Source organism: Aeromonas sp. JL9 (assembly GCF_024436075.1).
GTDB lineage: Bacteria > Pseudomonadota > Gammaproteobacteria > Enterobacterales > Aeromonadaceae > Aeromonas > Aeromonas veronii.
Map to the genome: position 1 here is coordinate 1 of NZ_JANFNV010000015.1, position 25,325 is coordinate 25,325.

Genomic DNA, 25,325 nt, shown 5'->3' on the forward strand with positions numbered 1-25,325 from the left:
TATCCACCTTGCGTTACTGACGCTGGCTTGCGCCGTGATCTGCTCGCGCTTCGCTGAGAGGTTTTGTTAGCGGCTCTAAATCAGGAAGGGAGCGGCATCACCCGGTTGCGTCCCAGCTCCTTGGCCTTGTAGAGCAGCTTGTCGGTACGTTCGACCAGACAGTCTGCGCTCTCCTGACCGTTGAACTCGCCCACGCCAAACGAGGCTGTGATGTGGTCGATGCGGCGGCCCGATTTGCGATCCAGAATCGACATCCGCTCGATGGCCCGGCGCATGCTTTCCGCCATCTGTCTGGCCAGCGCCAGAGAGCGATGGGGGACCAGCATGGCGAACTCCTCCCCACCCAGCCGATAGGCGGTGACCCCCTCCTTGCAGGCATCGCGCAGCCGTTTGCTGAAGGCGCGCAGCACCTGATCGCCGAGCAGATGCCCATATTCGTCGTTGAAGTTCTTGAAGCGATCGATATCGGCGAGGATCAGCGAGAAGGGGTGCTGGCTGCGGATCAATCCTTCCAGCTCCAGATCGAAGGCGCGGCGGTTGAGCAGGTTGGTGAGGGCATCCTCGTTGGCCAGTTTGCGTGTCTCGTTGAGCGCCGCCCGCAGTTCCTTGATCTCTTTTTCCGCATTGCTGAGCTGGTTGCGAAAGTGCATGGTGGACATGCGCACATCCCGCGATTCGCGCACCAGCTCCCGCAGGATCCCCATGGTGTCTTCCAGGCTGAAGCCCTCGTCATCAATGCGGCTGAGCTTGTCAAAACTCTTGTCGAGCATCTCCTGAAACATGCCGGTATCGGAGATGGCGTCCTGCATGGAGTGGCCGAGCTCGTTGGCCATGGCGGCGAGGCTCAGTTTCATCGCCTCCATCTGCTTCTCGTCCTGAGCGGCCAGATACTGGTGATAGAGCCGCTCGCAGGTGGTGAGCGAGCAGGTTCCCTGCATTTTGACTGCCTGATCAATCGCCTGGTTAAGCTCGGGCATGCTGGCCGAGACATAGTTGTACCACAGGTGGTAATTGTCCGGCGTCGTGGGGATCTGGTACTTGATCATCAAGGGAACCGCCTGTTTGAGATAGGCGGCGGATTGGGCAAATGTGTCCTTACTCATGAGTTCTGTGTCTCATCATGCCAGCGAACTGAAGATAGTATGACAGAGAGATTGGCCAAAAGGCAGCCGATGGATGCCATTCGCCCCCCCCTCCGATATAATGGCACCGTTACCACCTACCCTAAGGCCTGCTTATGTCTCAAAAAGATCCTTTCCTCGAACGCGAGGCCGAAAAATACGATAACCCCATCGCCAGTCGCGAGTTGATCCTGGAACTCATCAAGGGCCATGAAAAGCCCATGTCCCGTGAAGAGTTGGCCAAGGTCCTCAAGCTGAAAGATGAAGAGCCGTTGGAAGCCTTGCGTCGTCGTCTGCGCGCCATGGAGCGCGATGGACAACTGGTATTCACTCGCAACCAATGTTATGCCCTGCCGGATCGCCTGAATCTGGTCAAAGGTTATGTAATCGGCCACAAGGATGGCTTCGGTTTTCTGCGTCCGGAAGGTGGTGGTCCGGATCTGTATCTGAACAACCGAGAGATGCAACGCCTGATGCATGGCGATTACGTGCTGGTGCAGCCGACCGAGATCGACCGCAAGGGTCGTCAGGAAGCGCGTCTGGTGCGCCTGCTCAAGTCCCGTGAGGCAGACATTGTCGGCCGTTACTTCGTCGAGAATGGCGTTGGTTTCGTGGTGCCGGATGACAGCCGTATCGGCCAGGACATCATCATCCCGGAAGGGGAGAACAAAGGGGCTCGCCAGAGCCAGGTCGTGGTTGTGCGCATCAATCAGCGCGCCACCTCCCGCATCAATGCCGTCGGCACCGTACTGGAAGTGCTGGGCGAGAACATGGCACCGGGCATGGAGATCGAAATTGCCCTGCGTACCCACGGTATCCCGCACACCTGGCCGGAAGAGGTGACCAAAGAGGTTGCCGGTCTCGGTGAGCAGGTGCCTGAGAAAGCCAAAGAGGGCCGCATCGACCTGCGCGCCCTGCCGCTGGTGACCATCGACGGGGAAGATGCCCGTGACTTCGATGACGCCGTCTTCTGTGAAGCCAAGCGTGGTGGCGGCTGGCGTCTGTGGGTTGCCATTGCGGACGTTTCCGCTTACGTGAAGCCCGGCACGGCGCTGGATGCCGAAGCGTATCAGCGTGGCAACTCCGTCTACTTCCCCGAGTTCGTGGTGCCCATGCTGCCTGAGGTGCTCTCCAACGGCTTGTGTTCCCTGAACCCGCAAGTTGACCGCCTCTGCATGGTGTGCGAGATGACCATCTCCGCCGCTGGCCGCATGTCCGGCTACAAGTTCTACGAAGCGGTAATGAACTCTCACGCCCGTCTGACCTACACCAAGGTTGCCGCGATCCTCGATGGCGATCCCAAGCTGCGCCAGCAGTATGATCCGCTGGTGGGCCACATCGAAGAGCTCAACAACCTCTATAAGGCGCTCAAGCATGCCCGTCATCAGCGCGGTGCGGTGGAGTTCGAGAGCGAGGAGACCCGCTTCATCTTCAACGCCCAGCGCAAGATCGACCGCATCGTGCCGCTGGTGCGTAACGACGCCCACAAGATCATCGAAGAGTGCATGATCCAGGCGAACGTGGCTGCTGCTCGTTATATCGAGAAGAACGAAGCCGCCGCCCTGTTCCGGGTCCACGACCGTCCGGGCGAAGAGCGTCTGACCGGTTTCCGCGATTTCCTGGCCGAACTGGGTCTGGAGCTCAAAGGCGGTCTCGAGCCCGAGCCGAAAGACTTTGCCGAGCTGGCAGCCAAGTTTGAAGGGCGCCCGGATGCGGAGCTGCTCTCCACCATGCTGCTGCGCTCCATGCGTCAGGCCATCTATCAGGCCGACAACATCGGTCACTTCGGTCTGGCGTTGAAGTCCTATGCGCACTTCACCTCGCCAATCCGTCGCTACCCAGATCTCATCCTGCACCGGGCGATCAAGTATCAGACCGCCAAGGAGCAGCAGGGCAACCTGCGCCACAAGTGGACCCCGAGCGGTGGTTATCACTACCAGCTGGAAGAAGTGGACCCGATGGGCGAGCACTGCTCCATGACCGAGCGCCGTGCCGACGATGCGACCCGCGACGTGGCCGACTGGCTCAAGTGCGAGTACATGCTGGATCACGTGGGTGACGAGTTTGACGGCGTTATCGCCAGCGTCACCGGCTTTGGCTTCTTCGTGCGTCTGGCCGAGATCCACATCGATGGTCTGGTGCACGTCAGCACCCTCACCAACGACTACTACCAGTTTGATCCCCTGCACATGCAGCTGATTGGCGAGAACTTCCGCCGTCGCTACCGTCTGGGTGACAAGGTGCGGGTCAAGGTGATGGGCGTGAACCTGGATGATCGCAAGATCGACTTCGTGATGGTCGAAGAGCCGCTCAAGGCTACCGGCAAGAACGCCAAAGAGATGGCGCGCAAGCAGGCCGAGATCAAGAAAGAGAAGGCCAAGAGCGCCCAGCGCCACGAAAAACGTAAAGAGGGCAAGGATCACGGCAAATCCGACAAGGGTGGCCGCGCCAAACCGAGCAACAGACGACCGAGCAAAAAGGCTCGCGATAAGGCCAAGAGCACTAAATGAGTACTGAACTGATCTACGGCATTCACGCTGTCACCGCGCTGCTGGAGCGCACTCCCGAGCGCTTTATCGAAGTGTGGGCCCTCAAGGGGCGGGATGACGACCGGCTGCAACCCCTGCTGAACGAGCTGGAATCCCTCGGCCTTAAGGTGCAGAGCGTGAACCGCAAGACCCTTGATGACAAAGCGGAAGGCAACAATCACCAGGGCATCATGGCCCGGGTGAAAGAGGCGCCGAAGCTGGCCGAGCACGATCTGGCCAGCCTGCTGGACGAGCTGGCGGCACAACAGAGCCAGCCCTTCCTGCTGGTGCTGGATGGCGTGACCGATCCGCACAACCTCGGCGCCTGCCTGCGTAGCGCCGATGCTGCCGGGGCTCATGCGGTGATCGTGCCGCGGGACAAGGCCACTGGTCTCACCCCGATCGTGCGCAAGGTTGCCTGTGGCGCCGCCGAAGTGGTGCCGCTCATTCAGGTCACCAACCTGGCCCGGACCCTGCGCGAATTGCAGGAGCGTGGCGTCTGGATCGTCGGTACCGCTGGCGAGGCCGATCACGACCTCTATCAGGCCAAGCTGACCGGCCCGATGGCGCTGGTGATGGGAGCTGAAGGTAAAGGCATGCGCCGTCTGACCCGCGAGCACTGCGACGAGTTGGTGAGTATCCCGATGGCGGGGGCGGTATCCAGCCTCAACGTCTCGGTGGCAACCGGCGTTTGCCTGTTTGAAGCCGTGCGTCAGCGTCGCGGTTAATCATGTTGACTGACAGACCCCCCTTCGATTGGGCGCAGGTCGCAGATAAAGAGGAGGCCGCGCGCCTCCTCTCTTTTGCCCGCCCGCTGACCCTCAGCCCGAAAAGCTGCCTCTGGCTCGCCGGCGACAGCCCTGATCTGCTGGTCAGGGTTGAGCAGGGGCTGCTGCGGGCCAAGCTGGTGCTGGAGGATGGCCGCGAGTACATCAAGGAGTTCTACTGGGAGGGGGACGAGTTTCTCGACTTCCACCACCTGCTTAGTGGCGAGCCAGCCCGCTACAGTGTGGAGGCGCTGGAGCCCTGCCGTCTGCAGCTGTTCAGCCTGGTCGACTTGCGCCAGCTGCCCGGCTGGCCGCGCTGGTACCAGCACCTGTTGGAGGTGCAGCTGCGCATCAAGGAGGAGAAGGAGCAGTTGCTGCTGACCGGCAGCCCGCAGGCGCGCTATCAGCACTTTCTGGATAGCTTTCCTGCACTCGATGCCAGAGTGCCCGACCACCAGATCGCCGCCTATCTCGGTATCACTGCCATTAGCCTTAGTCGCATTCGCAAAAGGTTGCGTTTTGTTTAATAAAGGCTGAGGTTCATAGTCTTACGTTAGCGTTGTTCTCATTTGAGTTCAAAATTACCATGTGTAGTATTTTCAACAGAATGTGGAATTTATCCATGAGATGGTCATTAACTGTGGGTCAGTTAGTTTTAATGCTTTTTGGCAGTGTTTCGGCGGCTTACTCTGCTTCATTTGACTGCTCAGTTGCTGGCACAGTAATAGAGCGAGAAATTTGTCATAACCAGGGACTTGGTGTTCTGGATGAACAACTTGCTGAATCATATCGGGATCTGATCAAAAGAGCCCCGTTAGCTAAACGGAGTGTGCTGCGCACTGAACAGCGACAGTGGTTGAAACAGCGTAATAGCTGTAGTGAACAGTCATCAATGCTGGTGCATTGTCTGAAAAATAGTATGACTGAACGGCTCAAAGCGCTTGATGAGCGTCTGTCACTTCAAGAGCAAGAGTTTGCCAAGGTTGTGAGTTCAATTCCTGGCAACCCTGCTGTCGCCGCGACCAAATTAAAGGACTACAGCACAGCAGAAGCATCAGCCTGGTTGGTCTATCTCAATCAGTTTGAGCCAACTAGCAAGGTGAGTGATGAACTGGCTCAAGCCCGCTATGAACAAGCGTTGGCTAATTTCAGCGACAAATCTGTCGCTCTTATGGCATCAGACAATGGTTACGATGCGGCTGCCACAAAGGCTAAGGCTGCGCTCATTCTGCTACGTTTAGCCCTCGAAGATGCCTCCAGAAATGAATCACAGATGCACTGTTTTATTTTTAAGCGGGTCGGTTGGCCTGCGTATGAGGCATTTGGCGGGTTCTGGGGTTCCAGTCGTGACAGTCAAGTGCCCTATTGCACAGTGCCGAAGAATTTGTTCAATCAACCCGCATGGAAACGGCTGTGGCAGACACTGGAGGTCCAGATGGGGCGAGTGTCCCCGAATTTTGGCACGATCGTGCATGGATACTATGCCAGTTGGACGATCAATGAGTTGCACGTCAATATTGCTCCGCAGGATTTTATGGCAATAGATCAGAAGTTCATGTCAACCCAACCAGTCGAGCCGCGCCTCAGCAACTGGGATGAGAAATCTTGGCCGGCCATAGAACGTGACGCTGTGATTAAGGCTCTTCCTACTGTTCGCCAGATCACCAAGATGTGGTTGCAGGATGAGAAGGGAATGCAGGCATCGGCTGCCACAATTGCTGCGAACAATATTGTTGCAATTTGGATGAACCAGAGACTTGATCTCATCGAAGAGTTTTCTGGGGCTGAATAACTCGTTACAGGCACTGAACTTAACAAAGGTTAATGCGGGGCGCTGGCGCCACGATTATGCTGGCAGGCCGAACTGATAAGGAGTTGCCGATGAACTGGATCCTGAAACCCTGGTCTGAACTGACCACAGACGAGTTGTATGAGTTGCTGGCGCTGCGGGCCGAGGTGTTCGTGGTGGAGCAGACCTGCCCCTTTCAGGATCTGGACGGGCTCGATCGCCGCGAAGGGGTCTTGCACCTGCTCGGATATCAGGGCGACCAGCTTGCTGCTTACGCGCGGATCATGGCGCCCGGCATCGGCGATGAGAGCGGCGCCGCTATCGGCCGGGTGGTGACCTCACCCAAGGCGCGTGGCGGTGGTCTTGGTCACCAGCTAATAGGCGAGGCGGTCAAGGCGTGCGAGGCGCGCTGGCCGACTCACAGCATCTGGCTGGGGGCACAGGCCCATCTGCAGGGCTTCTATGGCCAACACGGTTTTGTGGCGGAAGGAGAAGGCTATCTCGAAGATGATATCCCCCATATGGGAATGCGCAGAGTGGTGGCATAACCACTCGTCAGCGTGATTCAGAATGCAGAAGGGCCATCCCGCGGGATGGCCCTTCTCTTTATCGCCAGGCGATCACTTCTTCTTTTTCTTCTTGGCGGACTTCTTCTTGTCGACCGGCTTTTTCTTCTTCACCGGTACCCGCGCTTCCTTGTGTTTCGGGCGCAGCTCGTCGATCACCCGGCGCTTGAGGCGCTCCTCGGTGTAGCGTTCGATTTTGGCGACCATCGCCATGTCGTGGGCTTCCACCAGGCTGATGGCACAGCCACGGTTGCCGGCGCGGCCGGTACGGCCGATCCGGTGGACGTAAACGTCGGCGCCGTAGGGCATGTCGTAGTTGATGACATGGCTGACGTTCGGCAGGTCGATGCCGCGGGCGGCGACGTCGGTGGCGATCAGGAAGGGTACTTCCCCTTCGTGGAACTTGCGGATCGATTCGATACGCTTGCTCTGCTCCATCTCGCCACGGATCCAGGCGCAGGAGATACCTGCAGCCTGCAGCTGGCCGGAGAGCTCCGCCAGACGCTCGCGAGTCTTGACGAAGATAATGGCCTTCTGGGTTTCCGGATCTTTCAGGATATGGGTCAGCAGCGCCAGTTTGTGGGTGGCGTCATCGGCCAGATGGATCCACTGGGTAATGGGGCGACGTTCGCTGCGGGGCGGTTCGGCATGCAGCTCCACCGGATCCTTGAGGATTTCGTTGGCGAACTTCTCAAGGCCGGCCCCTTCCAGGGTGGCGGAGAAGAGCATGGTGTGCTTGCGGTAGCGCGCCTCTGCCACGATGCGGTTCACATCCTTGATAAAGCCCATGTCCAGCATGCGGTCCGCTTCATCCAGCACCAGCACTTCGATGTCGTGGCTCTCGAACTCCTCTTTCTCGATGTACTCGAGCAGACGGCCCGGGGTGGCGACCACGATGTCGGTGGTCTTGGTCAGGGCAGGCAGCTGCTCTTCATGGCTGACGCCGCCGATGATGGTCTCGATGCTGAGGTTGGTGTGAGCCGCCAGCGCCTTGGCGTGGGCGGTCACCTGCAGCGCCAACTCGCGGGTCGGGGTCAGGATCAGCATGCGGCAGGGGCCCGGCTTGCGGCGCGGGAAATCCAGCAGGTGCTGGAGTGCCGGCAGCAGGAAAGAGGCGGTCTTGCCGGTACCGGTCGGAGCGGATGCCAGAATATCGCGGCCGTCCAGGGCTGGCTCCAGCACCATCTGCTGGATGGTGGTGGGGCGGGTGAATCCCATCTCGGCCAAGGCCCGGTTGAGGGCTGGGTGCAGGTCGAAATCATCAAAGGACTGGCTCATGGCAATACTCGGTCATTAAGGAAACGGCAGATTATAGGCGATTATCTCGTCGGCTCCTATTGGTGAGTGTGTCTTAGCCGCTATAATCGCCCACCATTTTTGCAGATGACGGGGGCCAGATGGGACGTAGTCGCGGATTTACCTTCAAACAGTTCCATATCAATCACGATTGCTGCGCCATGAAGGTGGGCACCGATGGCATTTTGCTCGGTGCCTGGGCGCCGGTCGAACAGGCGCGTCGAGTGCTCGATATCGGCACCGGCAGCGGCCTGATTGCCCTGATGCTGGCCCAACGCAGCAGATCAGACTGCCGTCTTGATGCGGTCGAGCTGGATATTAATGCGGCCAGTCAGGCGCGGGAGAATGCTGCTGCTTCTCCCTGGGCCGATCGGGTGACCGTCATAGAGAGTGCCATTCAGGATTATCAGGCCGACCCTTACGATCTTGTCGTCTCCAACCCTCCCTATTTCGTGGCAGGCCAGTCATTTAGCGATCCGGCGCGGGCGTTGGCCCGCCATACCGGTGCCCTCGACAGCCACGCATTACTGGCGGCCTGCGATCGTTTGCTGAGCCCGAACGGGCAGGTGGCGCTGGTGCTGCCGACGGCGATGGCCGATGAAATTTTATGCATTTCGGCGAATTATGATCTGCATGGCATTTGTTATACAGCTGTTATCACCAGAGGGGGTAAAGAGGCAAATCGTGTTTTATTGCTACTTGGCAGAGGATTAAACAGGTGTGAGAGGGGTGAAATTGTGATCCATTCTGCTGATGGGGCCTATTCCGACAGATATATCCAACTGACCAACCCCTTCTATTTGAAGATGTAAATTTCGTCTTGAACTATTTTTTCACGCCATTATGCTGGTTCCAGATCGAGCGCCCGCTCCAGACCAGCTAAAACCACTGGTTGCGATGAAAAAACATGCGGGGCTCTTTTTTTATACCCCCTGAACACACCGGTCAGCGACCGATAAAAACTATAACAAGCAATAATTTACAAGACAGACGAGGTTGAACTTGACGAAATCACTCACATTGTCCGATGTACTCGGATTAGGGTTTATGACCTTCGCCTTCTACCTGGGCGCCGGTAACATCATTTTCCCGCCGTTGGCCGGTTACATGGCTGGTGAGCACCTCTCCCTGGCGATGTTTGGCTTCCTGGTCACTGCCGTGGGCCTGCCTCTGGTGACCATTCTGGCCGTGGCGAAAGCCGGTAACGGTTGGGCTGGCATGACCAAGCTGCTGCCTGCCGGTGTCGCGACTGCGCTGGCCGTTGCCATCTATATCATCATCGGCCCGGCCTTTGCCGCGCCCCGTACTGGTCTGGTTGCCTACGAGATGGGCCTCAAGCCGTTCATCGGTGACATGGGGCAAGCGGGTCTGGCTGCCTATACCGTGATCTTCTTTGGTGTGGCCATTCTGGTTTCCATGAACCAGGGCAAGCTGATGGACGCCATCGGCAAATACCTGACTCCGGTACTGATGCTGCTGCTGCTGACTCTGGCGATCGGGGTATTTGTTGCGCCGCAAGGCTCCATGCCTGATGCATCCGGTGACTATCAGAACAGCCCCTTCGTGAAAGGGATCCTGGAAGGCTACAACACCATGGACACCCTGGCGTCCCTGATGTTTGGCGCCCTGATCGTCGATCTGCTGCGCCAGAAAGGCATCAACGATTACAAGAGCCAGTTCAAGTATCTGGCCATTGCCGGCCTTATCTCTGCCGTTGGTCTGAGCGTGGTGTACGTCTCCCTGTTCCAGCTGGGTAACACTGCCGCCGGTGTGGCGACCGATGTCAGCAATGGTGGCGCCATCGTCAACGCCTACGTACTGAGCCTGTTTGGTCAGCCGGGTCAGTTCATTCTGGCGGCCATCATCACTCTGGCGTGCTTTACCACTGCAGTCGGTCTGATCTCCGCCTGTTCCGATTTCTTCCACAATCTGACCGGCATGGCTTACAAGAAGCTGGTGGTGTTGCTGGGCGTTATCTGTGCCGTGGTGGCCAACGTGGGCCTGAGCCAGTTGATCAGCCTCTCCATTCCGGTGCTGGTTGCCATCTATCCCGTTGCTGTGGCGCTGGTACTGGTCACCTTCCTGAAGGGTTATTTCGGCCGTCCCCGTCTGGTGTTCCGTGGCGTGTTGATGGTTGCCTTCCTGTTCGGTTGCCTGGATGGTCTGGGTGCTGCCGGGATGAAGATGGATGCGTTTGCCTTCCTGCCGCTGTTCGACAAGGGCCTCGCCTGGCTGATGCCGACCCTGCTGGCTTGCGTAGTTGGCGTGATGGTGCGTCCAACCGAGATGGCTGCCGAAGCTGCCTGATCACACCCGATCTGATATTGCCAAGAGCCTGCCCCGTGCAGGCTCTTTTGTTTTCTGTGAGCCTAGCTTCTCGCCTCGCTTTGCACTGCCGTAGTTGTCCCCGTGCTCAGATAGCATCTGAGCAGCCGTATTTGGCCGCTATAACCTGTTCCCCCCTTCTCACCTCCCATACGCCACATGCGACACCTGTTTATGGAGCGCTGAGTTATTCGGTGATTAATTCCACAGCGGTAAATTGTTTCAAGATATTAATTGGTGATTGAGATCGAACTCCTCTTCTTTATGCTAAAGGTGGTGCGCCTCATCCGGTCCGCGGGCCGTGTGGGGACGAGAGGTATTGTTACCGGTTATCTGCCAGGCAGTGGGTGCAATCAATAACAAGCTGATAAGGCAGATGAGGTTGAGTTTGACGAAATCATTGAAGTTGTCCGACGTATTCGGATTGGGGTTTATGACGTTTGCCTTCTATCTGGGGGCTGGCAATATCATTTTTCCGCCGCTGGCCGGTTTTATGGCCGGTGAGCATCTGCTGGCCGCCATGTGCGGCTTTTTGCTGACGGCGGTGGGTTTGCCGCTGATCACCCTGATTGCGGTGGCCAAGGGGAGCTCGGGGGGTGGCGCGAGTGGCTGGACCGGAATGACCCGCTATCTGCCCGCCGGGGCGGCGACGGCGCTGGCCATCGCCATCTATATCATCATGGGGCCAGCCTTTGCCATTCCCCGCACCGGTCTGGTCGCCTACGAGATGGGGCTCAAGCCCTGGCTCGGCGATGCCGGTCATGAGGGGCTGCTGATCTACACCCTGAGTTTCTTCGCGCTGGTGATCCTGGTGGCGCTTGATCGGGGCAAGCTGCTTGATGCGGTCGGCAAGTATCTGACCCCAGCCCTGATGGCGATGCTGCTCATTCTTGCGGTCGGGGTCTTTATGACGCCGCAGGGCACCATGCCTGATGCCAGCGGTGAGTACATAGATGCGGCTCTTACCAAAGGAATGCTGGAGGGGTACAACACCATGGATACCCTGGCCTCCCTGATGTTTGGTGCCCTGATCATCGGGTTGCTGCGCCAGAAGGGGATCGAGGATTATCGCAGCCAGTTCAAATATCTGACCATCGCGGGCTTGATCTCGGCGGTCGGGTTGTCGGCGGTGTATGTCTCGCTCTTTCAGCTGGGCAACAGCGCCGGTGGGGTGGCGAGCGATATCAGCAATGGAGGCGCCATCGTCAATGCCTACGTCCTGAGCCTGTTTGGCCAACCGGGTCAGTTTATTCTGGCTGCCATTATCACCCTGGCCTGTTTTACCAGTGCGGTCGGCCTGCTCTGTGCCGGTGCCGACTACTTCCATGGCCTGACAGGTTGGGCCTATCGTAACTGGGTGATCCTGCTGGGGGCGCTCTGTGCACTGGTGGCCAATGTGGGGTTGAGCGAATTGATCGGCCTCTCCATTCCGGTGCTGGTGGCCATCTATCCGGTTGCCATCGCGCTGGTGCTGGTGACCTTCCTCAAGGGATGGTTTGCCCAGCCACGGCTGGCGTTTCGCGGCGTGCTGACGGTCGCCTTTTTGTTTGGTTGCCTCGATGGGCTGGGGGCTGCCGGGATGGCGATGGACGGCTTTGCCTTCCTGCCGCTGTTCGACAAGGGGCTTGCCTGGCTGCTGCCGACTCTGTTGGCCTGCATCGTTGGCATCCTGGTGCGACCAAGCGGTAAACTGGCGGCCGAAGCGGCTTGATTCAGAAACAACGAGATAGCAAAGAGGCCAGCAGCTGCTGGCCTCTTCTGTTTCTGCCGGATCCGTTACCGGATCAGATTTGCGGGCCTTTCGGCTTGGGTTTGCCCTCCAGACCATACCAGTGGGTTTCTACCCGTCCGGCATGCCACTCGAAGGAGCCCCAGGGCTGCTTGGCTTCCCAGCGCGGGAAGTTGATGAGCACCCGGTTATCTTCGTACTTGTAGAGGGAGGTGCTGATCTGAATGTCCGACAGGATCAACAGCAGGGCCCAGCAGATGAAAATCCATTTCAATGCTTTCCACATAGGGTTACTCGAAGCAAATTTCGATAGTGGCGCGACCGAAATCCGATTCGAACGGCATCATGATCTTGGTGCCATCGGCACGGTGGGTAATGGTGTGGTTGGGGCCGGAGACGATGATGGGGGTAGCCATGTCAAACTCGTAGCCCTTCTCGCCCAGCATCCGCTTGGCACCGCCGGTCACCATGTTGGTGATTTCACCGACCATGTCGGTCACCTCTTCGTTGATGTTGGCGGGAGCTTCCCCCAGCATGCGGCGCATGATCTCCAGCGCCAGTCCCTTCTCGAAGCTGATGGAGAGGGAGCCACGGGTCTGCGGGCCGACCATGCCGATCAGGCCGGAGACGTCGCCGCGCGCCAGCTCATCCATCTTGCGTTTCGGTTTGCCCGGTTTGAGTTCCAGCTGTGCCATGGTCGAGAGCACATTGAGCAGGGATAGCAGGAACGGATTTACAAAATCAGCCTTCATGATGACTTCCTACAGTGGGCGTACAACGGGCACATTGGCCATGTGCCTCTATCGTCTTATTGGTAATAGTAAAACCATGCAAGTGGGCCTGCTCGGAAAACGCGCTATCGATCGCCGTATCGTGAAGCTCGACCACATCCCCGCACTCGTCGCAGATCAGCAACTGCATCGGGTGAGCGTGATCGAAGTGGCAGCAGAAGATAAACGCGTTGAGAGATTCCACCTTGTGAGCAAAGCCCTGTTCGAGCAAAAAATCGAGTGCCCGATAGACGGTTGGCGGCTTGGCATTGGCTTCGGTTTGTTGCAGCTGGGCCAACAAATCATAGGCGCTGATGGCGTTGCCGTGTGCCGCCAGCAGGCGAAATACCTGACGTCGGGTCGGGGTGAAGCGGATCCCTCGCTGTATACAGAGTCGCTCGGCTCGTTGTAAAAGTTGGTCTTGATTCATGATCGCGCAGATACCCTTTCTATTAGCCGGATACTATCACAGGGCCTCGCATGGCGCGGCGACAAAATTCATTTTCTGGGGCTGCTTCACGTTGTGATAAAATCCGCCCCTTTCTTTAGCCAACCCGGATGATTTTTATGCAGGCGCAGCGTTTTTCCATCGCCCCCATGCTGGACTGGACTGATCGGCATTGCCGTTACTTTCATCGACTGATGAGCCGCCAGACCTTGCTCTATACCGAAATGGTGACCACCGGTGCCATCATCCACGGCAAGGGGGATTATCTGGGTTACAGCGAGCAGGAGCACCCCATCTCCCTGCAGCTGGGTGGCAGCAATCCGGCTGATCTGGCGCGATGTGCCAAGCTGGCCGAGGAGCGCGGCTATGACGAGGTGAACATCAACGTCGGCTGCCCCTCCGATCGGGTGCAGAATGGCCGCTTTGGTGCCTGCCTGATGGGTGAACCGGCGCTGGTGGCGGACTGCGTCAAGGCGATGCGCGATGTAGTCGATATTCCGGTGACGGTGAAGACCCGTATCGGCATCGACGATCAGGACTCCTACGAATTTCTGCAGGCTTTTATCGAACAGGTGCGCGATGCTGGTTGCGATACCTTCATCGTCCATGCCCGCAAGGCCTGGCTGAGCGGCCTGAGCCCCAAGGAGAACCGCGAGATCCCGCCCCTCGATTATCCCCGCGTCTATCGGGTCAAGCAGGATTACCCGGATCTCACCATCGCTCTCAACGGCGGCGTCACCTCCATGGAGCAGACTCTGGAGCACCTGCAACACGTCGATGGCGTCATGATGGGGCGTGAAGCCTATCAGAACCCCTACATTCTGGCGCAGGTGGACAATCTGGTGTTCGGCCAGAACAACGCCGTGCCGAGCCGCCACGAAGTGGTGCGGATGATGCTGCCCTATATCGAGCAGGAGCTGGCCAAGGGCAACTACCTCTCCCACATGACCCGCCATATGCTGGGGCTGTTCCAGAACATGCAGGGGGCTCGCGCCTGGCGCCGTCACCTGAGTGAGAACGCCTGCAAACCGGGCGCCGGTATTCAGGTGGTGCTGGATGCCATGGCCAAGGTGCCGGAGTTTGCCAGCAGCGAGGCGGCCGAATAAGCCAGTTGTGCCAAGACAAGAGCAACAAAAAGCGCGTCAGTTGACGCGCTTTTTTGATCGCTATCGCTTCAATATCTGAACTGGTTGATCAGCCGCGAGAGATCCTGCAGCCGCTCTACCAGCAGGGTGATGCCATCTAGCGCCTGCCTGCTGTTGTCGGCAGTGTGGCTGGCCAGTTGGTGGATCTGGTGCACCCCTTCATCGAGGGTCGCCGTGACGTCGGCCTGCTGACTCACCGCCTGGGCGATCTCGTCGCTGGTGCGGGTTACCTGCCCCAACATTTGGTTTATCTGGGTAAGCACATCGGCGGTGGTGCCCGCGTGCTGCTGGCAGCGCACCGAGGTCTGCGCCCCTTGTGTCATCCCCTCCGACAGCTGTCGTGTAGTCTGTTGCAGCGCCTGGATCATCTCGTGGATCTCGCTGGTCGAGGCACGGGTCTTCTGGGCCAGCGCCCTCACTTCATCCGCCACCACGGCAAAACCGCGCCCCTGTTCGCCCGCCCGGGCGGCCTCGATGGCCGCATTGAGTGCGAGCAGGTTGGTCTGGTCGGCGATTTGACTGATCACCTCCAGAATACCGCTGATCTTCTGGCTGTCGCTGGTGAGCTGGGCCAGCACGGCGTGGTTGGCATCCAGCTCCTGATGGAGTTGGTTGACGGCAGAACGGGTGGTCGCCAATGCTTGCAGCCCCTCGTCGGAGACCTGCTGTACCTCTATGACCAGATTGCTCGCCTCATGGGCACTGTGGGCCACATCGCGAATGGAGTGGCTCAGCTCGGTGATGGCGGTCGCCAGCTGCTCGCTGTGGGCGCGCTGCTGCTGCAGATGGGTATCGATGGTCTGGATATTGCCCCGGTCATCTTCGGCTGCCTGCAGGATCTGCTGGTTGGTGTCGGCACTGCGCCCGACCACTGCCTTGAGCTCGGCCTGCTTCATCCGCAGGGCCAGTTCGACGGCAGCCAGGGTGTCGCGCCGTCGGGTGTAGAGCACCTGACAGAGGCGGGTTCCCTTGTCTTGAGCGGCAAGGGTAAGCAGATGAGCCAGCCGTTGCTGCAATCGCCAGCCGTGGATTGCCTGTGCCAACAGCAACAAGGCGGTGGGCAGCAGCCATAACAGGTTGCCGGTGGCAAAGGTAGCAAGGGTGGTGAGCAAGGCAGAAATGGAGAGCCAGAGGGTCAGCCGACCCGGTTCAATGTGACACCGGCTCAGCCAGGGGAGCGCCTTGCCGCTGCGCAGCAGGCCATAGAGCTGCTCGGCCCAGGCCACATCGCTGGCGGCGGGTTTGGTGCGCACCGACTGGAACTCGACGATCTCCTTCTGCGCATTGAGGATCGGGGTGACGTAAGCGTTTACCCAATAGAACTGACCGCTTTTGGCGCGGTTCTTGACCAGTCCCATCCAGCTTTTGCCCTGTCGCAGCCGCTGCCACATGTCGGTGAAGGCCGCCTTGGGCATGTCGGGGTGTCGCACCAGATTGTGGGGTACCCCTTCCATTTCGGCAGCACCATACCCGGCCACATCACAGAAATGCTGGTTGGCATAGGTAATATGACTGGCGGGATCCGTGGTCGAGATGAGTGCGATGTTGTCGGGGAAGTGTATCTCCCCCTCCTGATGGAGTTTGGTCATGTGTCGTTCCTGAAAAAGCCAAGTAACTGATAAATATATTTTTATTGTCGTTCTCAGTTAATCATTCTAAGGCTCTTCAGTGACCCGAACTTGGCTTGGGTCAATTAATCAACACAATGAATTGATGAAGTGAGGGTCAGCTGGCCGGTGTGAAATCGTGAACTTCACCCTTTCTTGGGGCGAGGCGAGGATCATCATCTTTGTACTCATGTACAAGCTGCATGGTTTTGCAGAAGCTGGCTTGTTTGTCGTACTCCTGACGAGCCAACTCGATGGCCCGCTCGGCCCGGCGCCGCTCCATCTTGTCAGACTTGCGATCGCTGAACTGTTGCTGCTGGTGCAGCATCCAGCCGACAAACTCTTGCTGGCATTGGGATTCGCTGTTGGCCTGAGCAGGCAGGGTCCACAACAATGAGAGCAGTATCAAATAACGCATGTCTGACTGGGTATTGAAGATTAATTGAACAGAAGGGGCGGCATTTTAGGCTGGAAATCGGGGTGTGAACAGTATCAATAGCGAGGCCCTGCGGGGCCTCGCATCGTTGTGGCCGGTCTCAGTGTTTGACGAGGTACAGCTGGCGGCTGTAGGCCACATCTTCCGGGTTGTTGATGGGGTAGCCCTTGAGCCATGGCTTGATGAGGCGGGCATTGGTGTACTGGTAGATGGGGGCGATGGGGGCTTGATCCAGCAGGATCGCCTCCGCCTCGCCAAACAGCTTGCTGCGGCTGGCGGCATCCTGAGTGCTGGCCGCCTCTGCCAGCAGCTGGTCATAACGGGCATTGGCAAAGCCAGCCATATTGCCGCTGTGACGGGAGCCCCACAGGCCGAGGAACACTGACGGGTCGTTGTAATCTGCGACCCAGGAGGAGCGTATCACCTCGAACTGACCGCTCTGGCGACTGTCGAGATAGGTTTTCCACTCCTGATTGGTCAGCTCGACCTCGGCGCCCAGCTTCTGCTTCCACATGCTGGCAATCGCCAGTGCCATCTTCTTGTGAATTTCCGCGGTGTTGTAGAGCAGGGTCAGCTTGAGCGGCTTGTCCGGGCCGTAACCAGCCTCCTTGAGCAGGGCCTTGGCCTTGCTGTCCAGCTCCGGTTGGCTGCTGGTGGAGAGCAGGTTGGCGGCCGGGGTAAAGCTGGCGGTCACATCCGGAGTGAAGTGATAAGCCGGTTTCTCGCCGGTACCGAGCACCTTGTCGGCGATCAGGGCGCGGTCGATGGTGTAGGAGAGCGCCTTGCGTACCCGCACATCGTTCAGTGGTGCCTGACGGGTATTGAAAGCGTAGTAGTAGGTGCCGAGCTGATCCGGGGTGTAGACCTCATTCGGGATCTGCTGCTTCAGCTTGTCGTACTGCTCCTTGGGGAAGGATTCGGTGATATGCAGATCGCCAGCCAGGTAGCGGTTGGTCGCCGCGCTCTCCTGATTGATCGGCATGAAGATCACCTTGGTCAATACGGTATGGGCCCGATCCCAGTAATAAGGGTTGGGGGTCAGCTCCAGCTTCTCGTTGACCACCCGGTTGTTCAGCACAAATGCACCGTTGCCCACCAGTTTGCCGGGTTGGGTCCACTGGTTGCCGTACTGCTTGATGCTGGCCTGATGGAGCGGCGACAGGCTGGGGTGGCTCAGCAGGTTCAGGAAGTAGGGTACCGGCTGGGAGAGGGTCACCTGCAGGGTGTGGTCATCGAGGGCCTTGACCCCCAGCTCGCTGGCAGGCAATTTGCCAGCCACGATCTCGTCCACCTTGTCGAAACGGGCCAGTTGGGCAAACCAGGCGAAGGTGGCCGCCTCTTTCGGGTCGACCAGCTTGCGCCAGCCGTAGACGAAGTCGCCGGCCTTGACCGGATCGCCGTTGGACCAGCGCGCATCCGGGCGCAGATGGAAGGTAAAGAACTGGTTGCCCTTGTTCTCCCAGCTGGCCGCCACCCCGGCAACCGGTTTGCCATCCGGCCCCTGGGTCAGCAGCCCCTCGAACAGATCCCGCAGTACCTGCAACTCCGGCAGGCCGACCAGCTTGAGCGGGCTCAGGCTCGCAGGTTCATCCTTGAGGTGGCGAACGACAATCTGCTCGGCGGCGAGTTGTGTTCCGGCGGGAATATCGGCAGCCTGGACAGCAGCACAGCCCAGCAGGGCCAGCAAGGGGCTCCATCCTTTCATGGGTCGGATCCTTCAAATAGTGTGAAGCGGGGAGAAAACTCGGCGAGAAAATATCGCCGACAGATGGGAAATCATGATATCCCGTTTGCTGGTCTGACCGCCAGCATTCGACTCTCACTCCCAATCGGGGTAGAAGAGCGTTCCCGGCGTCTGAGCAGTTCAATGTGGTGAGGAGTGTCAAACGATGAAAGCATGGTTATTGCTGGCCTGTGTGCTGAGCCAGGGTGCCTGGGCGTTGGCCCCGTGCCAGAGCGACACGGCGGTGGGCAACTGGTGCGAGATCGGCATCGATGCCTTGCACCCGACCCAGGGGGGCGTCGGCCAGATCCAGGTCGATGAGACCCAGGCCACATTGGTGGGCATGAGCGCAAAGCAGCTCGACAAGTTGATGAAAAAGAAAGAGATTCCTGTAGTGATTGCGCCGGATGGCAGTTACTGGCTGGTGGACAGGCACCATCTCACCAAGGCGTTGTGGCAGCAGGGCGTCAAGGATGCCCGGGTCAAGGTGATTGGCCGTCTGCAGGACAAAGCCAACTTCTGGAGCCAGATGCAGAACAACCATTGGGCCTGGCTCAAGGATGAGAAGGGGCTGCCGCTGACCCCGGAGCAGTTGCCGACCAGTATCGACAAGCTGCCTGATTACCCCTATCGCACCCTCGCCGGACTGCTGCAGAATGCGGGCTACTTTCGCAAGGATAAACAGGTCTATTTTGTCGAGTTTGCCTGGGCCAGCTGGCTCGGCAAGCAGATGCAGTGGATGCCGGTGGACAGCGCCAATCTGGCGGCCCGGCTGCAACAGGCCAAACGGCTCGCCTGCGGCAGCGATGCCAAGGATCTACCCGGTTATCCCGGCAAGCAGTGCAGCCTCAACCAGTCCAAAAGCGCGCAATGAGTGGATGTGCGATGACGGCATCCAGAGCATGCCGGAGATAAAAGAGGGCGACCCCGGGGTCGCCCTTATGCTGTCAGCTACTGGTTAGCGGTGGTCACTCATGGCGCTCCGCCCAGTGGGCAGCCGCCTGTTCAAGCAGGGCGACGTCACCTTGCTGGATCAGCGGCAGCAGATCGTTGACCTGTTGATCCGGCCAATCCCACCAGGCGAGGGCCTGTAGCCGGGCTATCTCCTCCTCGCCAAAGCGCATTCGCACCACCCTGGCCGGGGTGCCCGCCACCATGGCATAGGGCGGCACATCCTGATTGACCAGCGAGCGGGCGGCGATGATGGCGCCGTCGCCAATGGTGACGCCGGGCATGATCATCGCCTCCATGCCGATCCAGACATCGTTGCCGATGCGGGCATCGCCAGCGGGGCGGTAGCTGCGCTGGAGCGCCGCCAGATCGGCGAACGGATAGGTGCTGATGAAGGCCGTATTGTGGGTGTGGTTGCCCCCCATGATGATCTTCACTCCGGCGGCAATCTGCACATAGTCGCCGATATGGAGGCGGTCGATATGCCAGAGCGGCTCCCAGCCGGTTTCCGGGCTGCGGCTGAAGGGATCGCCATGGAGGTAGCGCACTGCCACCTCTTCGAAGGGGCCATCCCAGGCACCCGAGTAGTAGCTGTGTTGCCCCTTGAGGCAGATATTGGGGTTGGTCACCGTCAGGTGCAGGTATTCGACCTGCGACCAGTGTTGGCAGGTGCTCATATTGGTACTCCTTTGCTGAATGGATCGGATGGGTTGCGTTCGCTTGAGCGCAGCTAATAGATCCAGACCAGCATGCGGGGCACGCAGAGCAGGGAGCAGCCCAGCATCTGCGGGAGGCGTGGTCGCATTGTGGTGTGCTCCAAAGAAGGGGGGAAGGGCACGATCATAAGGTCGGGCGCCGGGTTTGCCAAGGTTGCGCAGAGATCCTGCACTAACCCTCTGGTTGATATTTATTCTCAATTAGCCATGATAACACTCCCACCATGACGGACTCGGGAGAGCGAGATGACACCGCAAAGTTGGCAACGATACATGCTGGAGGCGGAGCGTGCCTGGCAGGCCGGTTCGCTGGGGGCGGCGATCTGCTTTTATCAGCAGGCGCTGGGGGATGTTTACGAGATGACCCAGGTGGAGTTGACCGAACTGGCCACCATGCGGGTCGCCACCTGTCACCGGCTGGCTGACTTCTGGCGGGCGATGGATGAGCCGACTTACGAGTTGCGCTACCTGAAGCTTGCCTCCGAGCTGGTGACTGCGCTGGTGCCACAATGCCCGAACTGGGAATGCGAGGCGCTGATCAGCGAGCTGGGTTGCTGTCGCGGTGCCCTGCTCGCCTTTCTCAAGCGCCACCCCAATCCGGAAATTGCCCGGCTGATCCAGTTGCAGGACAAGGTGCAGGGCTGCGAGCTGATCGGCCGTTTTCGCCTCAACTGAACGGGTTTGGGCGCGGCTCAGCTCCGCCGTTTGAGTTTCTGGGCGATGCGCTGCTGCGCCTCTTCCCCTTGCAGTGCCTGGGCGAAGGCGCGCGCTTCCAGATCAATGACGAAGTGCACCGCCTGTTTAAGCTCCTGTTTCAGCAGCACCTTGCTCTTTTGCAGCGCTCTGGGCGGTTTGGCCGCCAGCTTCAGTCCCTGCTCGCGGGCAAGGGAGAGCACTCCATTGGCCGCCACCACCTTGTTGGCCAGCCCTAGCCGCAGAGCCTCTTCAGCATCCATCGCCTCGGCCAGCAGCAACAGCTCGGCCGCCTTGAGGTGTCCCACCAGACGCGGCAGCAGCAGGCTGGAGGCGAACTCCGGCACCAGTCCCAACTCGACGAAAGGAAGCTGCAAGCGGGCATTATCCCCTAGATAGACCAGATCGCAGTGCAGCAAAATGGTGGTGCCAATCCCCACTGCAGGGCCTGCAACAGCGGCGATCACCGGTTTGGGGAAATCGGCCAGGGTATGGAGGAACTGCAGGATGGGGTCGTCGGGCTCCAGCGCGCTCTTGCCCATAAAGTCAGCCAGATCATTGCCCGCGGTAAAGCAATCCTGCTGCCCCTGCAACAGCAGGACATGCACCTCCTCATCGGCTGCCGCCTCTCGCAGCACTGCCACCAGTTGCTTATAGAGCTCGGTATTGAGAGCGTTGCGTTTGTCGGGGCGGTTGAGGGTCAGGGTGAGCAAGCCATCCTGCTGCTCGGCAATGAGAATGGGGGCCATGTCTAAATCCTTGTTATTGAAAGGTGCAAAAAAGGTTGCTGCTGGGGTAACCTTGGCGCCGTTTAACAACATCATAAAAGGATTTCAACCATGTTTAAACGTGCGTTTTATTCTCTGCTGGTTCTGGGGATGACTGCGCCTGCACTGGCCAAGGTCGAGGCCGTCGACGGCTATGTGCGCCTGTTGCCGCCTGGCTCCCCCAACACTGCCGCCTTTATGGTGCTGAAGAATGACGCCGACCAGCCGGTCAAGCTGGTGGCGGCGGCTTCTGCTGCGGCCGGGCGTGCCGAGCTGCACACTCATCTGCACGAAAATGGCGTGATGAAGATGCGTCAGGTCGAGAACATCGAGATCCCGGCCAAGGGCGAGGCGGTGCTGAAACCGGGCAGCCTGCACATCATGCTGTTCGAGGTGGGCACGCTCTCCGAGCAGACCCCTTTCCCGCTCACCCTCACCATGGATGATGGTCAAAAGCTGGATCTGTCACTGCCGGTCAAGCCGATTGAGCCGATGGCAGAGATGAAGCATATGAAGCACTGACATTTGTCGTCGTTTGTTCAGGATTGACGCTGGGTATTTTGGCTGCACCGAGTAAAATAGTGCTCTTTTCCATGTATGCAAGAGGAAGTGACGTAATGAAAAAGACGCTGATTGCCGGTTTTGTGCTGGCTCTGTGCAGCCAGAGTGCCATGGCCGCTGACGACTGGCGTTTTGCCGCCGGTGCCGACGTATGGGCCGCCAAGGGCAGTGGTCAGGCTTATGGCACCAGTGCTGATGGCAGCTATGACGACAGCTACAACTGGAACGGCTATCTGCAACTGGAACACGGCATCATCTTCTTGCCGAACGCCAAGTTTGAAGTCTCCGATTTCAGCACCTCCGGCGGCAACTTCAAGAACGATCTGACTGCCTACGATCTGAGCCTTTACTACCGTCTGTTCAACAACGATCTGTTCAAGATCGATCTGGGTATGACCGGCCGTCACTACGATGGCGAGCAGGTCTACTTCGGTCGCAAGGGTTATGACGAAGATACCCTGATGGCCTATGCCGGCAGCGAAGTGAAGATCCCGGGCACCGGTATCTCCTTCTTCGGCGACCTGCGTACCCACGATGCAGACAACTATGACTACCGTCTGGGTGGCGCATACAAGTTCTCCTCCATGCCGATCAAGCTGCGTGCCGGCTGGCGTGAAGCCAAGGTCGACTTCGCCAATATCGACCAGTCTGTCGATGGCTGGTTCATGGGCGGCGAATTCACTTTCTAATCTGACCGTCAACTGACGACGAGGAGCGATAATGGGCCACATCATAGTGACAGGTGCCGGTTCTGGTCTCGGCCGGGCGCTGACCATCGGACTGGTTGAGCGGGGCCATCAGGTCTCCATGATGGGGCGCCGTTATCAGCGACTGCAGGAGCTGGAGCAACTGCTCGGCAGCGCGGTGATCGGCATTGCGGCCGATCTGGCGCACCATGAAGAGGTTGATGTCGCCTTCGCTGCGGCGGTGGAATGGGGTGGTCTGCCCGACATGGTGATCCACTGCGCCGGGGTGGGCGAGTTTGGCCCGGTCGGTGTCTACACCGCCGAGCAGATCCGCCGGGTGGTGGAGAGCAATCTCATCTCCACCATTCTGGTGGCCCAGCAGACGGTGCGGCTTATCGGGGAGAAAGGCGGAGTGCTGGCCAATGTGCTCTCCTCCGCCGCTCAGGTGGGCAAGGCCAACGAGAGCCTCTACTGCGCCTCCAAATGGGGGATGCGCGGCTTTCTCGAATCCTTGCGCGCCGAGCTGAAAGGCTCGCCACTGCGGCTGGTCAACCTCTATCCGAGCGGGATCCGCAGCGAATTCTGGGACAACTCGGATCACGTGGACCCGAGTGGCTTCATGACCCCGGAAGATGCGGCGGCCTATATGCTCGACGCGCTGGAAGCCAGAAGCAGCTGCCACGTGACCGACCTCTTTATCGGTCGCAATCCCTGAGGCGAAGCCCGCCATCCGGTTGCCGTCGTCAGAACATACAGAAACAAAAAGCGCGCCAAACGGCGCGCTTTTCTATTCAGGTAAGGGGGCGGAATTAACGGCCCAGCTTGGCCTTGAGCATGGCGATGATGTCGCTGATGGCCACTTCCTGCTTCTCGCCGGTGCGGCGGCACTTGTACTCCACCACGCCGTTGTCCAGACCGCGATCGCCGATGACGATGGCGTGCGGGATGCCCAGCAGCTCCATGTCGGCGAACATCACGCCCGGGCGCTCTTTACGGTCGTCGAACAGCACGTCCACACCGGCGGCTTTCAGCTCGGCGTAGAACTGCTGTGCCTGCTCGGCCACGCGCTCGGACTTGTGCATGTTCATCGGCACGATGGCCACTTCGAACGGGGCGATGGCGTCCGGCCAGATGATGCCGTACTGGTCGTTGTTCTGCTCGATGGCGGCAGCCACCAGACGGGAAACCCCGATACCGTAGCAACCCATCTCCATGGTGACGGATTTGCCAGCTTCGTTCAGCACGCTCGCCTTCATCGCTTCGGAGTACTTGGTACCCAGCTGGAAGATGTGGCCCACTTCGATACCGCGCTTGAGCAGCAGTTTGCCCTGGCCGCACGGGCTCGGGTCGCCTTCCACCACGTTGCGCAGGTCGGCAACTTCGTAGGTAGCGATGTCGCGATCCCAGTTGGCTCCGGTCAGGTGGAAGCCGGTTTCGTTGGCGCCGCAGACGAAGTCCGCCAGATGGGCAGCGCTGCGATCGACGATGATGCGACCGGCAAAGCCGACCGGGCCAATGGAGCCTGCGTCGCAACCGGCGGCAGCTTTGATCTGCTCGTCGTTGGCGAAGGTCAGCGGGTTAGCCACGCCAGCCAGTTTCTCGGCCTTGATTTCGTTCAGCTCGTGGTCGCCACGCAGTACCAGCGCAATAACGGCCTGCTTGCCGTGCTCATCTTCCTCTGCCAGTACCAGCAGGGTCTTGGCGATGGCGGTCGGAGCCACGTTCAGGAAGGCAGCCACTTCGTCGATAGTGTGGACGTTCGGGGTGGCAACCTTGGTTAGGGCTGCGGTGGCGGCAGCGCGCTCGCCAGCCGGTGCCAGCGCTTCGGCCATCTCGATGTTGGCGGCGTAATCGGAGCTGTCGGAGAAGGCGATCAAGTCTTCACCGCTCTCGGCCAGTACCTGGAATTCGTGGGAACCGGTACCACCGATGGAGCCGGTATCGGCCTGCACCGGACGGAAGTTCAGGCCCATGCGGGTGAACGCCTTGCAGTAGGCGGCGTGCATCTTCTCGTAGGTATCGACCAGAGACTCTTTGTCGATGTGGAAGGAGTAGGCATCCTTCATCAGGAATTCGCGGCCGCGCATCACGCCGAAACGGGGGCGCACTTCGTCGCGGAACTTGGTCTGGATCTGGTAGAGGTTGAGCGGCAGCTGTTTGTAGCTGTTCACTTCGTAACGTACCAGCGCAGTGATCACCTCTTCGTGGGTCGGGCCCAGCACGAAGGGGCGGTTGTGACGGTCGGTCAGACGGCACAGCTCGGGACCGTAGTCATCCCAGCGGCCGGACTCCTGCCACAGCTCGGCGGGTTGCACTACCGGCATGGAGACTTCGACGGCACCAGCATTGTTCATCTCTTCGCGAACAATGTTCTCGATTTTCTTCAGTACCCGCAGACCGGTTGGCAACCAGGCATACATGCCGGAGGCCAGTTTACGGATCATCCCGGCGCGCAGCATCAGCTGGTGGCTGACAACTTCAGCGTCGGAGGGGGTTTCCTTGAGAGTGGAAAGCAGATATTGGCTGGTACGCATCGCGGTAGACCTTAGCTAGAACGGGCGCGGGGCCCAGGATAATTTCAAGGGCGGAATTTTAACAGGCTGGGCGTTATGGCCCAAGGGCTAAATTTGCCGCAACCCGAAAGGTGGCCACGCCCGGCAGATGGCCAGGGGCAATGACCATTGCAACAAGCTGGCTTTTT

General features: G+C 59.0%; 25 protein-coding genes. 14 read left to right on the forward strand and 11 right to left on the reverse strand.

From position 1 onward, the window contains the following. Positions 1-80 precede the first annotated feature (80 nt). Entirely contained in the window at positions 81-1,103 is a 1,023-nt protein-coding gene (locus tag NOM06_RS12330) for a GGDEF domain-containing protein (protein ID WP_019445736.1), read from the reverse strand. A gap of 134 nt (positions 1,104-1,237) precedes the next feature. Here NOM06_RS12330 and rnr point away from each other — a divergent pair, with 134 nt between their 5' ends. From rnr to NOM06_RS12355, 5 genes are all read left to right on the forward strand, one after another. Further along, positions 1,238-3,631 (forward strand): ribonuclease R, encoded by a 2,394-nt coding sequence (gene rnr / locus NOM06_RS12335; RefSeq protein ID WP_106844083.1) that lies wholly within the window; start codon positions 1,238-1,240, stop codon positions 3,629-3,631. Continuing rightward, positions 3,628-4,377: a 23S rRNA (guanosine(2251)-2'-O)-methyltransferase RlmB gene (gene rlmB, locus NOM06_RS12340; protein WP_064339385.1), complete on the forward strand. Its 750-nt coding sequence runs from the start codon at positions 3,628-3,630 to the stop codon at positions 4,375-4,377. Before rnr ends, rlmB begins: the two co-directional genes overlap by 4 nt. Positions 4,378-4,379: 2 nt before the next feature. Next, positions 4,380-4,943, forward strand: a complete 564-nt coding sequence (locus NOM06_RS12345; RefSeq protein ID WP_255911788.1) for a Crp/Fnr family transcriptional regulator — start codon at positions 4,380-4,382, stop codon at positions 4,941-4,943. Between the two features lie 95 nt (positions 4,944-5,038). Beyond that, the gene (locus tag NOM06_RS12350) at positions 5,039-6,208 is read left to right on the forward strand and encodes a lysozyme inhibitor LprI family protein (protein WP_255911789.1); all 1,170 of its coding nucleotides are present in this window, start codon (positions 5,039-5,041) and stop codon (positions 6,206-6,208) included. 89 nt (positions 6,209-6,297) lie between these two features. Continuing rightward, positions 6,298-6,753: a GNAT family N-acetyltransferase gene (locus NOM06_RS12355; protein WP_255911790.1), complete on the forward strand. Its 456-nt coding sequence runs from the start codon at positions 6,298-6,300 to the stop codon at positions 6,751-6,753. Between the two features lie 72 nt (positions 6,754-6,825). On the opposite strand, the gene srmB is transcribed toward NOM06_RS12355, so the two are convergent. Next, a complete protein-coding gene (gene srmB, locus NOM06_RS12360; protein ID WP_058059701.1) occupies positions 6,826-8,049 on the reverse strand; it encodes an ATP-dependent RNA helicase SrmB in 1,224 nt (407 codons plus the stop codon). 119 nt (positions 8,050-8,168) lie between these two features. On the opposite strand from srmB, the gene NOM06_RS12365 reads away from it, so the two are divergent. The 3 genes from NOM06_RS12365 (at position 8,169) to brnQ (NOM06_RS12375) (ending at position 12,103) form a co-directional block, all read left to right on the forward strand. After that, entirely contained in the window at positions 8,169-8,879 is a 711-nt protein-coding gene (locus NOM06_RS12365) for a tRNA1(Val) (adenine(37)-N6)-methyltransferase (protein WP_255911791.1), read from the forward strand. Between the two features lie 190 nt (positions 8,880-9,069). Continuing rightward, entirely contained in the window at positions 9,070-10,374 is a 1,305-nt protein-coding gene (gene brnQ, locus NOM06_RS12370) for a branched-chain amino acid transport system II carrier protein (RefSeq protein WP_005335813.1), read from the forward strand. 451 nt (positions 10,375-10,825) lie between these two features. Beyond that, on the forward strand, positions 10,826-12,103 hold the full coding sequence (gene brnQ, locus NOM06_RS12375) for a branched-chain amino acid transport system II carrier protein (RefSeq protein ID WP_255911832.1): 1,278 nt from the start codon (positions 10,826-10,828) through the stop codon (positions 12,101-12,103). A 73-nt stretch (positions 12,104-12,176) separates the two neighbouring features. Here brnQ (NOM06_RS12375) and NOM06_RS12380 read toward each other — a convergent pair whose 3' ends face one another. From NOM06_RS12380 to zur, 3 genes are read right to left on the reverse strand one after another with little or no spacing between them, the layout of a single operon-like run. Beyond that, the gene (locus NOM06_RS12380; protein WP_118854576.1) at positions 12,177-12,407 is read right to left on the reverse strand and encodes a hypothetical protein; all 231 of its coding nucleotides are present in this window, start codon (positions 12,405-12,407) and stop codon (positions 12,177-12,179) included. A gap of 4 nt (positions 12,408-12,411) precedes the next feature. Then, positions 12,412-12,873, reverse strand: a complete 462-nt coding sequence (locus tag NOM06_RS12385; RefSeq protein ID WP_005335807.1) for a chemotaxis protein CheX — start codon at positions 12,871-12,873, stop codon at positions 12,412-12,414. Continuing rightward, positions 12,863-13,321: a zinc uptake transcriptional repressor Zur gene (zur, locus tag NOM06_RS12390; RefSeq protein ID WP_005335805.1), complete on the reverse strand. Its 459-nt coding sequence runs from the start codon at positions 13,319-13,321 to the stop codon at positions 12,863-12,865. The genes NOM06_RS12385 and zur overlap by 11 nt, the downstream gene beginning before the upstream one ends. Before the next feature lie 137 nt (positions 13,322-13,458). Here zur and dusA point away from each other — a divergent pair, with 137 nt between their 5' ends. Then, positions 13,459-14,445 (forward strand): tRNA dihydrouridine(20/20a) synthase DusA, encoded by a 987-nt coding sequence (gene dusA / locus NOM06_RS12395; protein ID WP_058059697.1) that lies wholly within the window; start codon positions 13,459-13,461, stop codon positions 14,443-14,445. Between the two features lie 68 nt (positions 14,446-14,513). Here the strand turns inward: dusA and NOM06_RS12400 are convergent, their stop codons facing one another. From NOM06_RS12400 to NOM06_RS12410, 3 genes are all read right to left on the reverse strand, one after another. Continuing rightward, on the reverse strand, positions 14,514-16,073 hold the full coding sequence (locus tag NOM06_RS12400) for a PAS domain-containing methyl-accepting chemotaxis protein (RefSeq protein WP_255911792.1): 1,560 nt from the start codon (positions 16,071-16,073) through the stop codon (positions 14,514-14,516). Positions 16,074-16,209: 136 nt separating this feature from the next. Next, positions 16,210-16,509: a hypothetical protein gene (locus NOM06_RS12405; protein ID WP_013723462.1), complete on the reverse strand. Its 300-nt coding sequence runs from the start codon at positions 16,507-16,509 to the stop codon at positions 16,210-16,212. Between the two features lie 118 nt (positions 16,510-16,627). Further along, positions 16,628-18,232 (reverse strand): ABC transporter substrate-binding protein, encoded by a 1,605-nt coding sequence (locus NOM06_RS12410; RefSeq protein ID WP_255911793.1) that lies wholly within the window; start codon positions 18,230-18,232, stop codon positions 16,628-16,630. Positions 18,233-18,416: 184 nt separating this feature from the next. On the opposite strand from NOM06_RS12410, the gene NOM06_RS12415 reads away from it, so the two are divergent. Beyond that, positions 18,417-19,124, forward strand: coding sequence for a ParB-like protein (locus NOM06_RS12415; RefSeq protein ID WP_255911794.1), 708 nt, complete (start codon positions 18,417-18,419; stop codon positions 19,122-19,124). Positions 19,125-19,218: 94 nt separating this feature from the next. Here the strand turns inward: NOM06_RS12415 and NOM06_RS12420 are convergent, their stop codons facing one another. Further along, positions 19,219-19,878, reverse strand: a complete 660-nt coding sequence (locus NOM06_RS12420; protein ID WP_255911795.1) for a CatB-related O-acetyltransferase — start codon at positions 19,876-19,878, stop codon at positions 19,219-19,221. Positions 19,879-20,163: 285 nt separating this feature from the next. On the opposite strand from NOM06_RS12420, the gene NOM06_RS12425 reads away from it, so the two are divergent. Further along, the gene (locus NOM06_RS12425) at positions 20,164-20,592 is read left to right on the forward strand and encodes a DUF2753 family protein (protein ID WP_255911796.1); all 429 of its coding nucleotides are present in this window, start codon (positions 20,164-20,166) and stop codon (positions 20,590-20,592) included. Between the two features lie 17 nt (positions 20,593-20,609). On the opposite strand, the gene NOM06_RS12430 is transcribed toward NOM06_RS12425, so the two are convergent. Next, on the reverse strand, positions 20,610-21,359 hold the full coding sequence (locus NOM06_RS12430; protein WP_255911797.1) for an enoyl-CoA hydratase-related protein: 750 nt from the start codon (positions 21,357-21,359) through the stop codon (positions 20,610-20,612). Positions 21,360-21,449: 90 nt separating this feature from the next. Here NOM06_RS12430 and NOM06_RS12435 point away from each other — a divergent pair, with 90 nt between their 5' ends. The 3 genes from NOM06_RS12435 to NOM06_RS12445 all read left to right on the forward strand — a co-directional run bounded on the left by NOM06_RS12435 (position 21,450) and on the right by NOM06_RS12445 (position 23,339). Further along, positions 21,450-21,899, forward strand: coding sequence for a copper chaperone PCu(A)C (locus NOM06_RS12435; RefSeq protein ID WP_005335782.1), 450 nt, complete (start codon positions 21,450-21,452; stop codon positions 21,897-21,899). Positions 21,900-21,994: 95 nt separating this feature from the next. Continuing rightward, positions 21,995-22,627 (forward strand): TIGR04219 family outer membrane beta-barrel protein, encoded by a 633-nt coding sequence (locus tag NOM06_RS12440; protein WP_167557605.1) that lies wholly within the window; start codon positions 21,995-21,997, stop codon positions 22,625-22,627. A gap of 31 nt (positions 22,628-22,658) precedes the next feature. Next, on the forward strand, positions 22,659-23,339 hold the full coding sequence (locus NOM06_RS12445) for an SDR family oxidoreductase (protein WP_255911799.1): 681 nt from the start codon (positions 22,659-22,661) through the stop codon (positions 23,337-23,339). A 94-nt stretch (positions 23,340-23,433) separates the two neighbouring features. On the opposite strand, the gene NOM06_RS12450 is transcribed toward NOM06_RS12445, so the two are convergent. After that, a complete protein-coding gene (locus NOM06_RS12450) occupies positions 23,434-25,158 on the reverse strand; it encodes a proline--tRNA ligase (protein ID WP_040066982.1) in 1,725 nt (574 codons plus the stop codon). Positions 25,159-25,325: the final 167 nt, after the last annotated feature.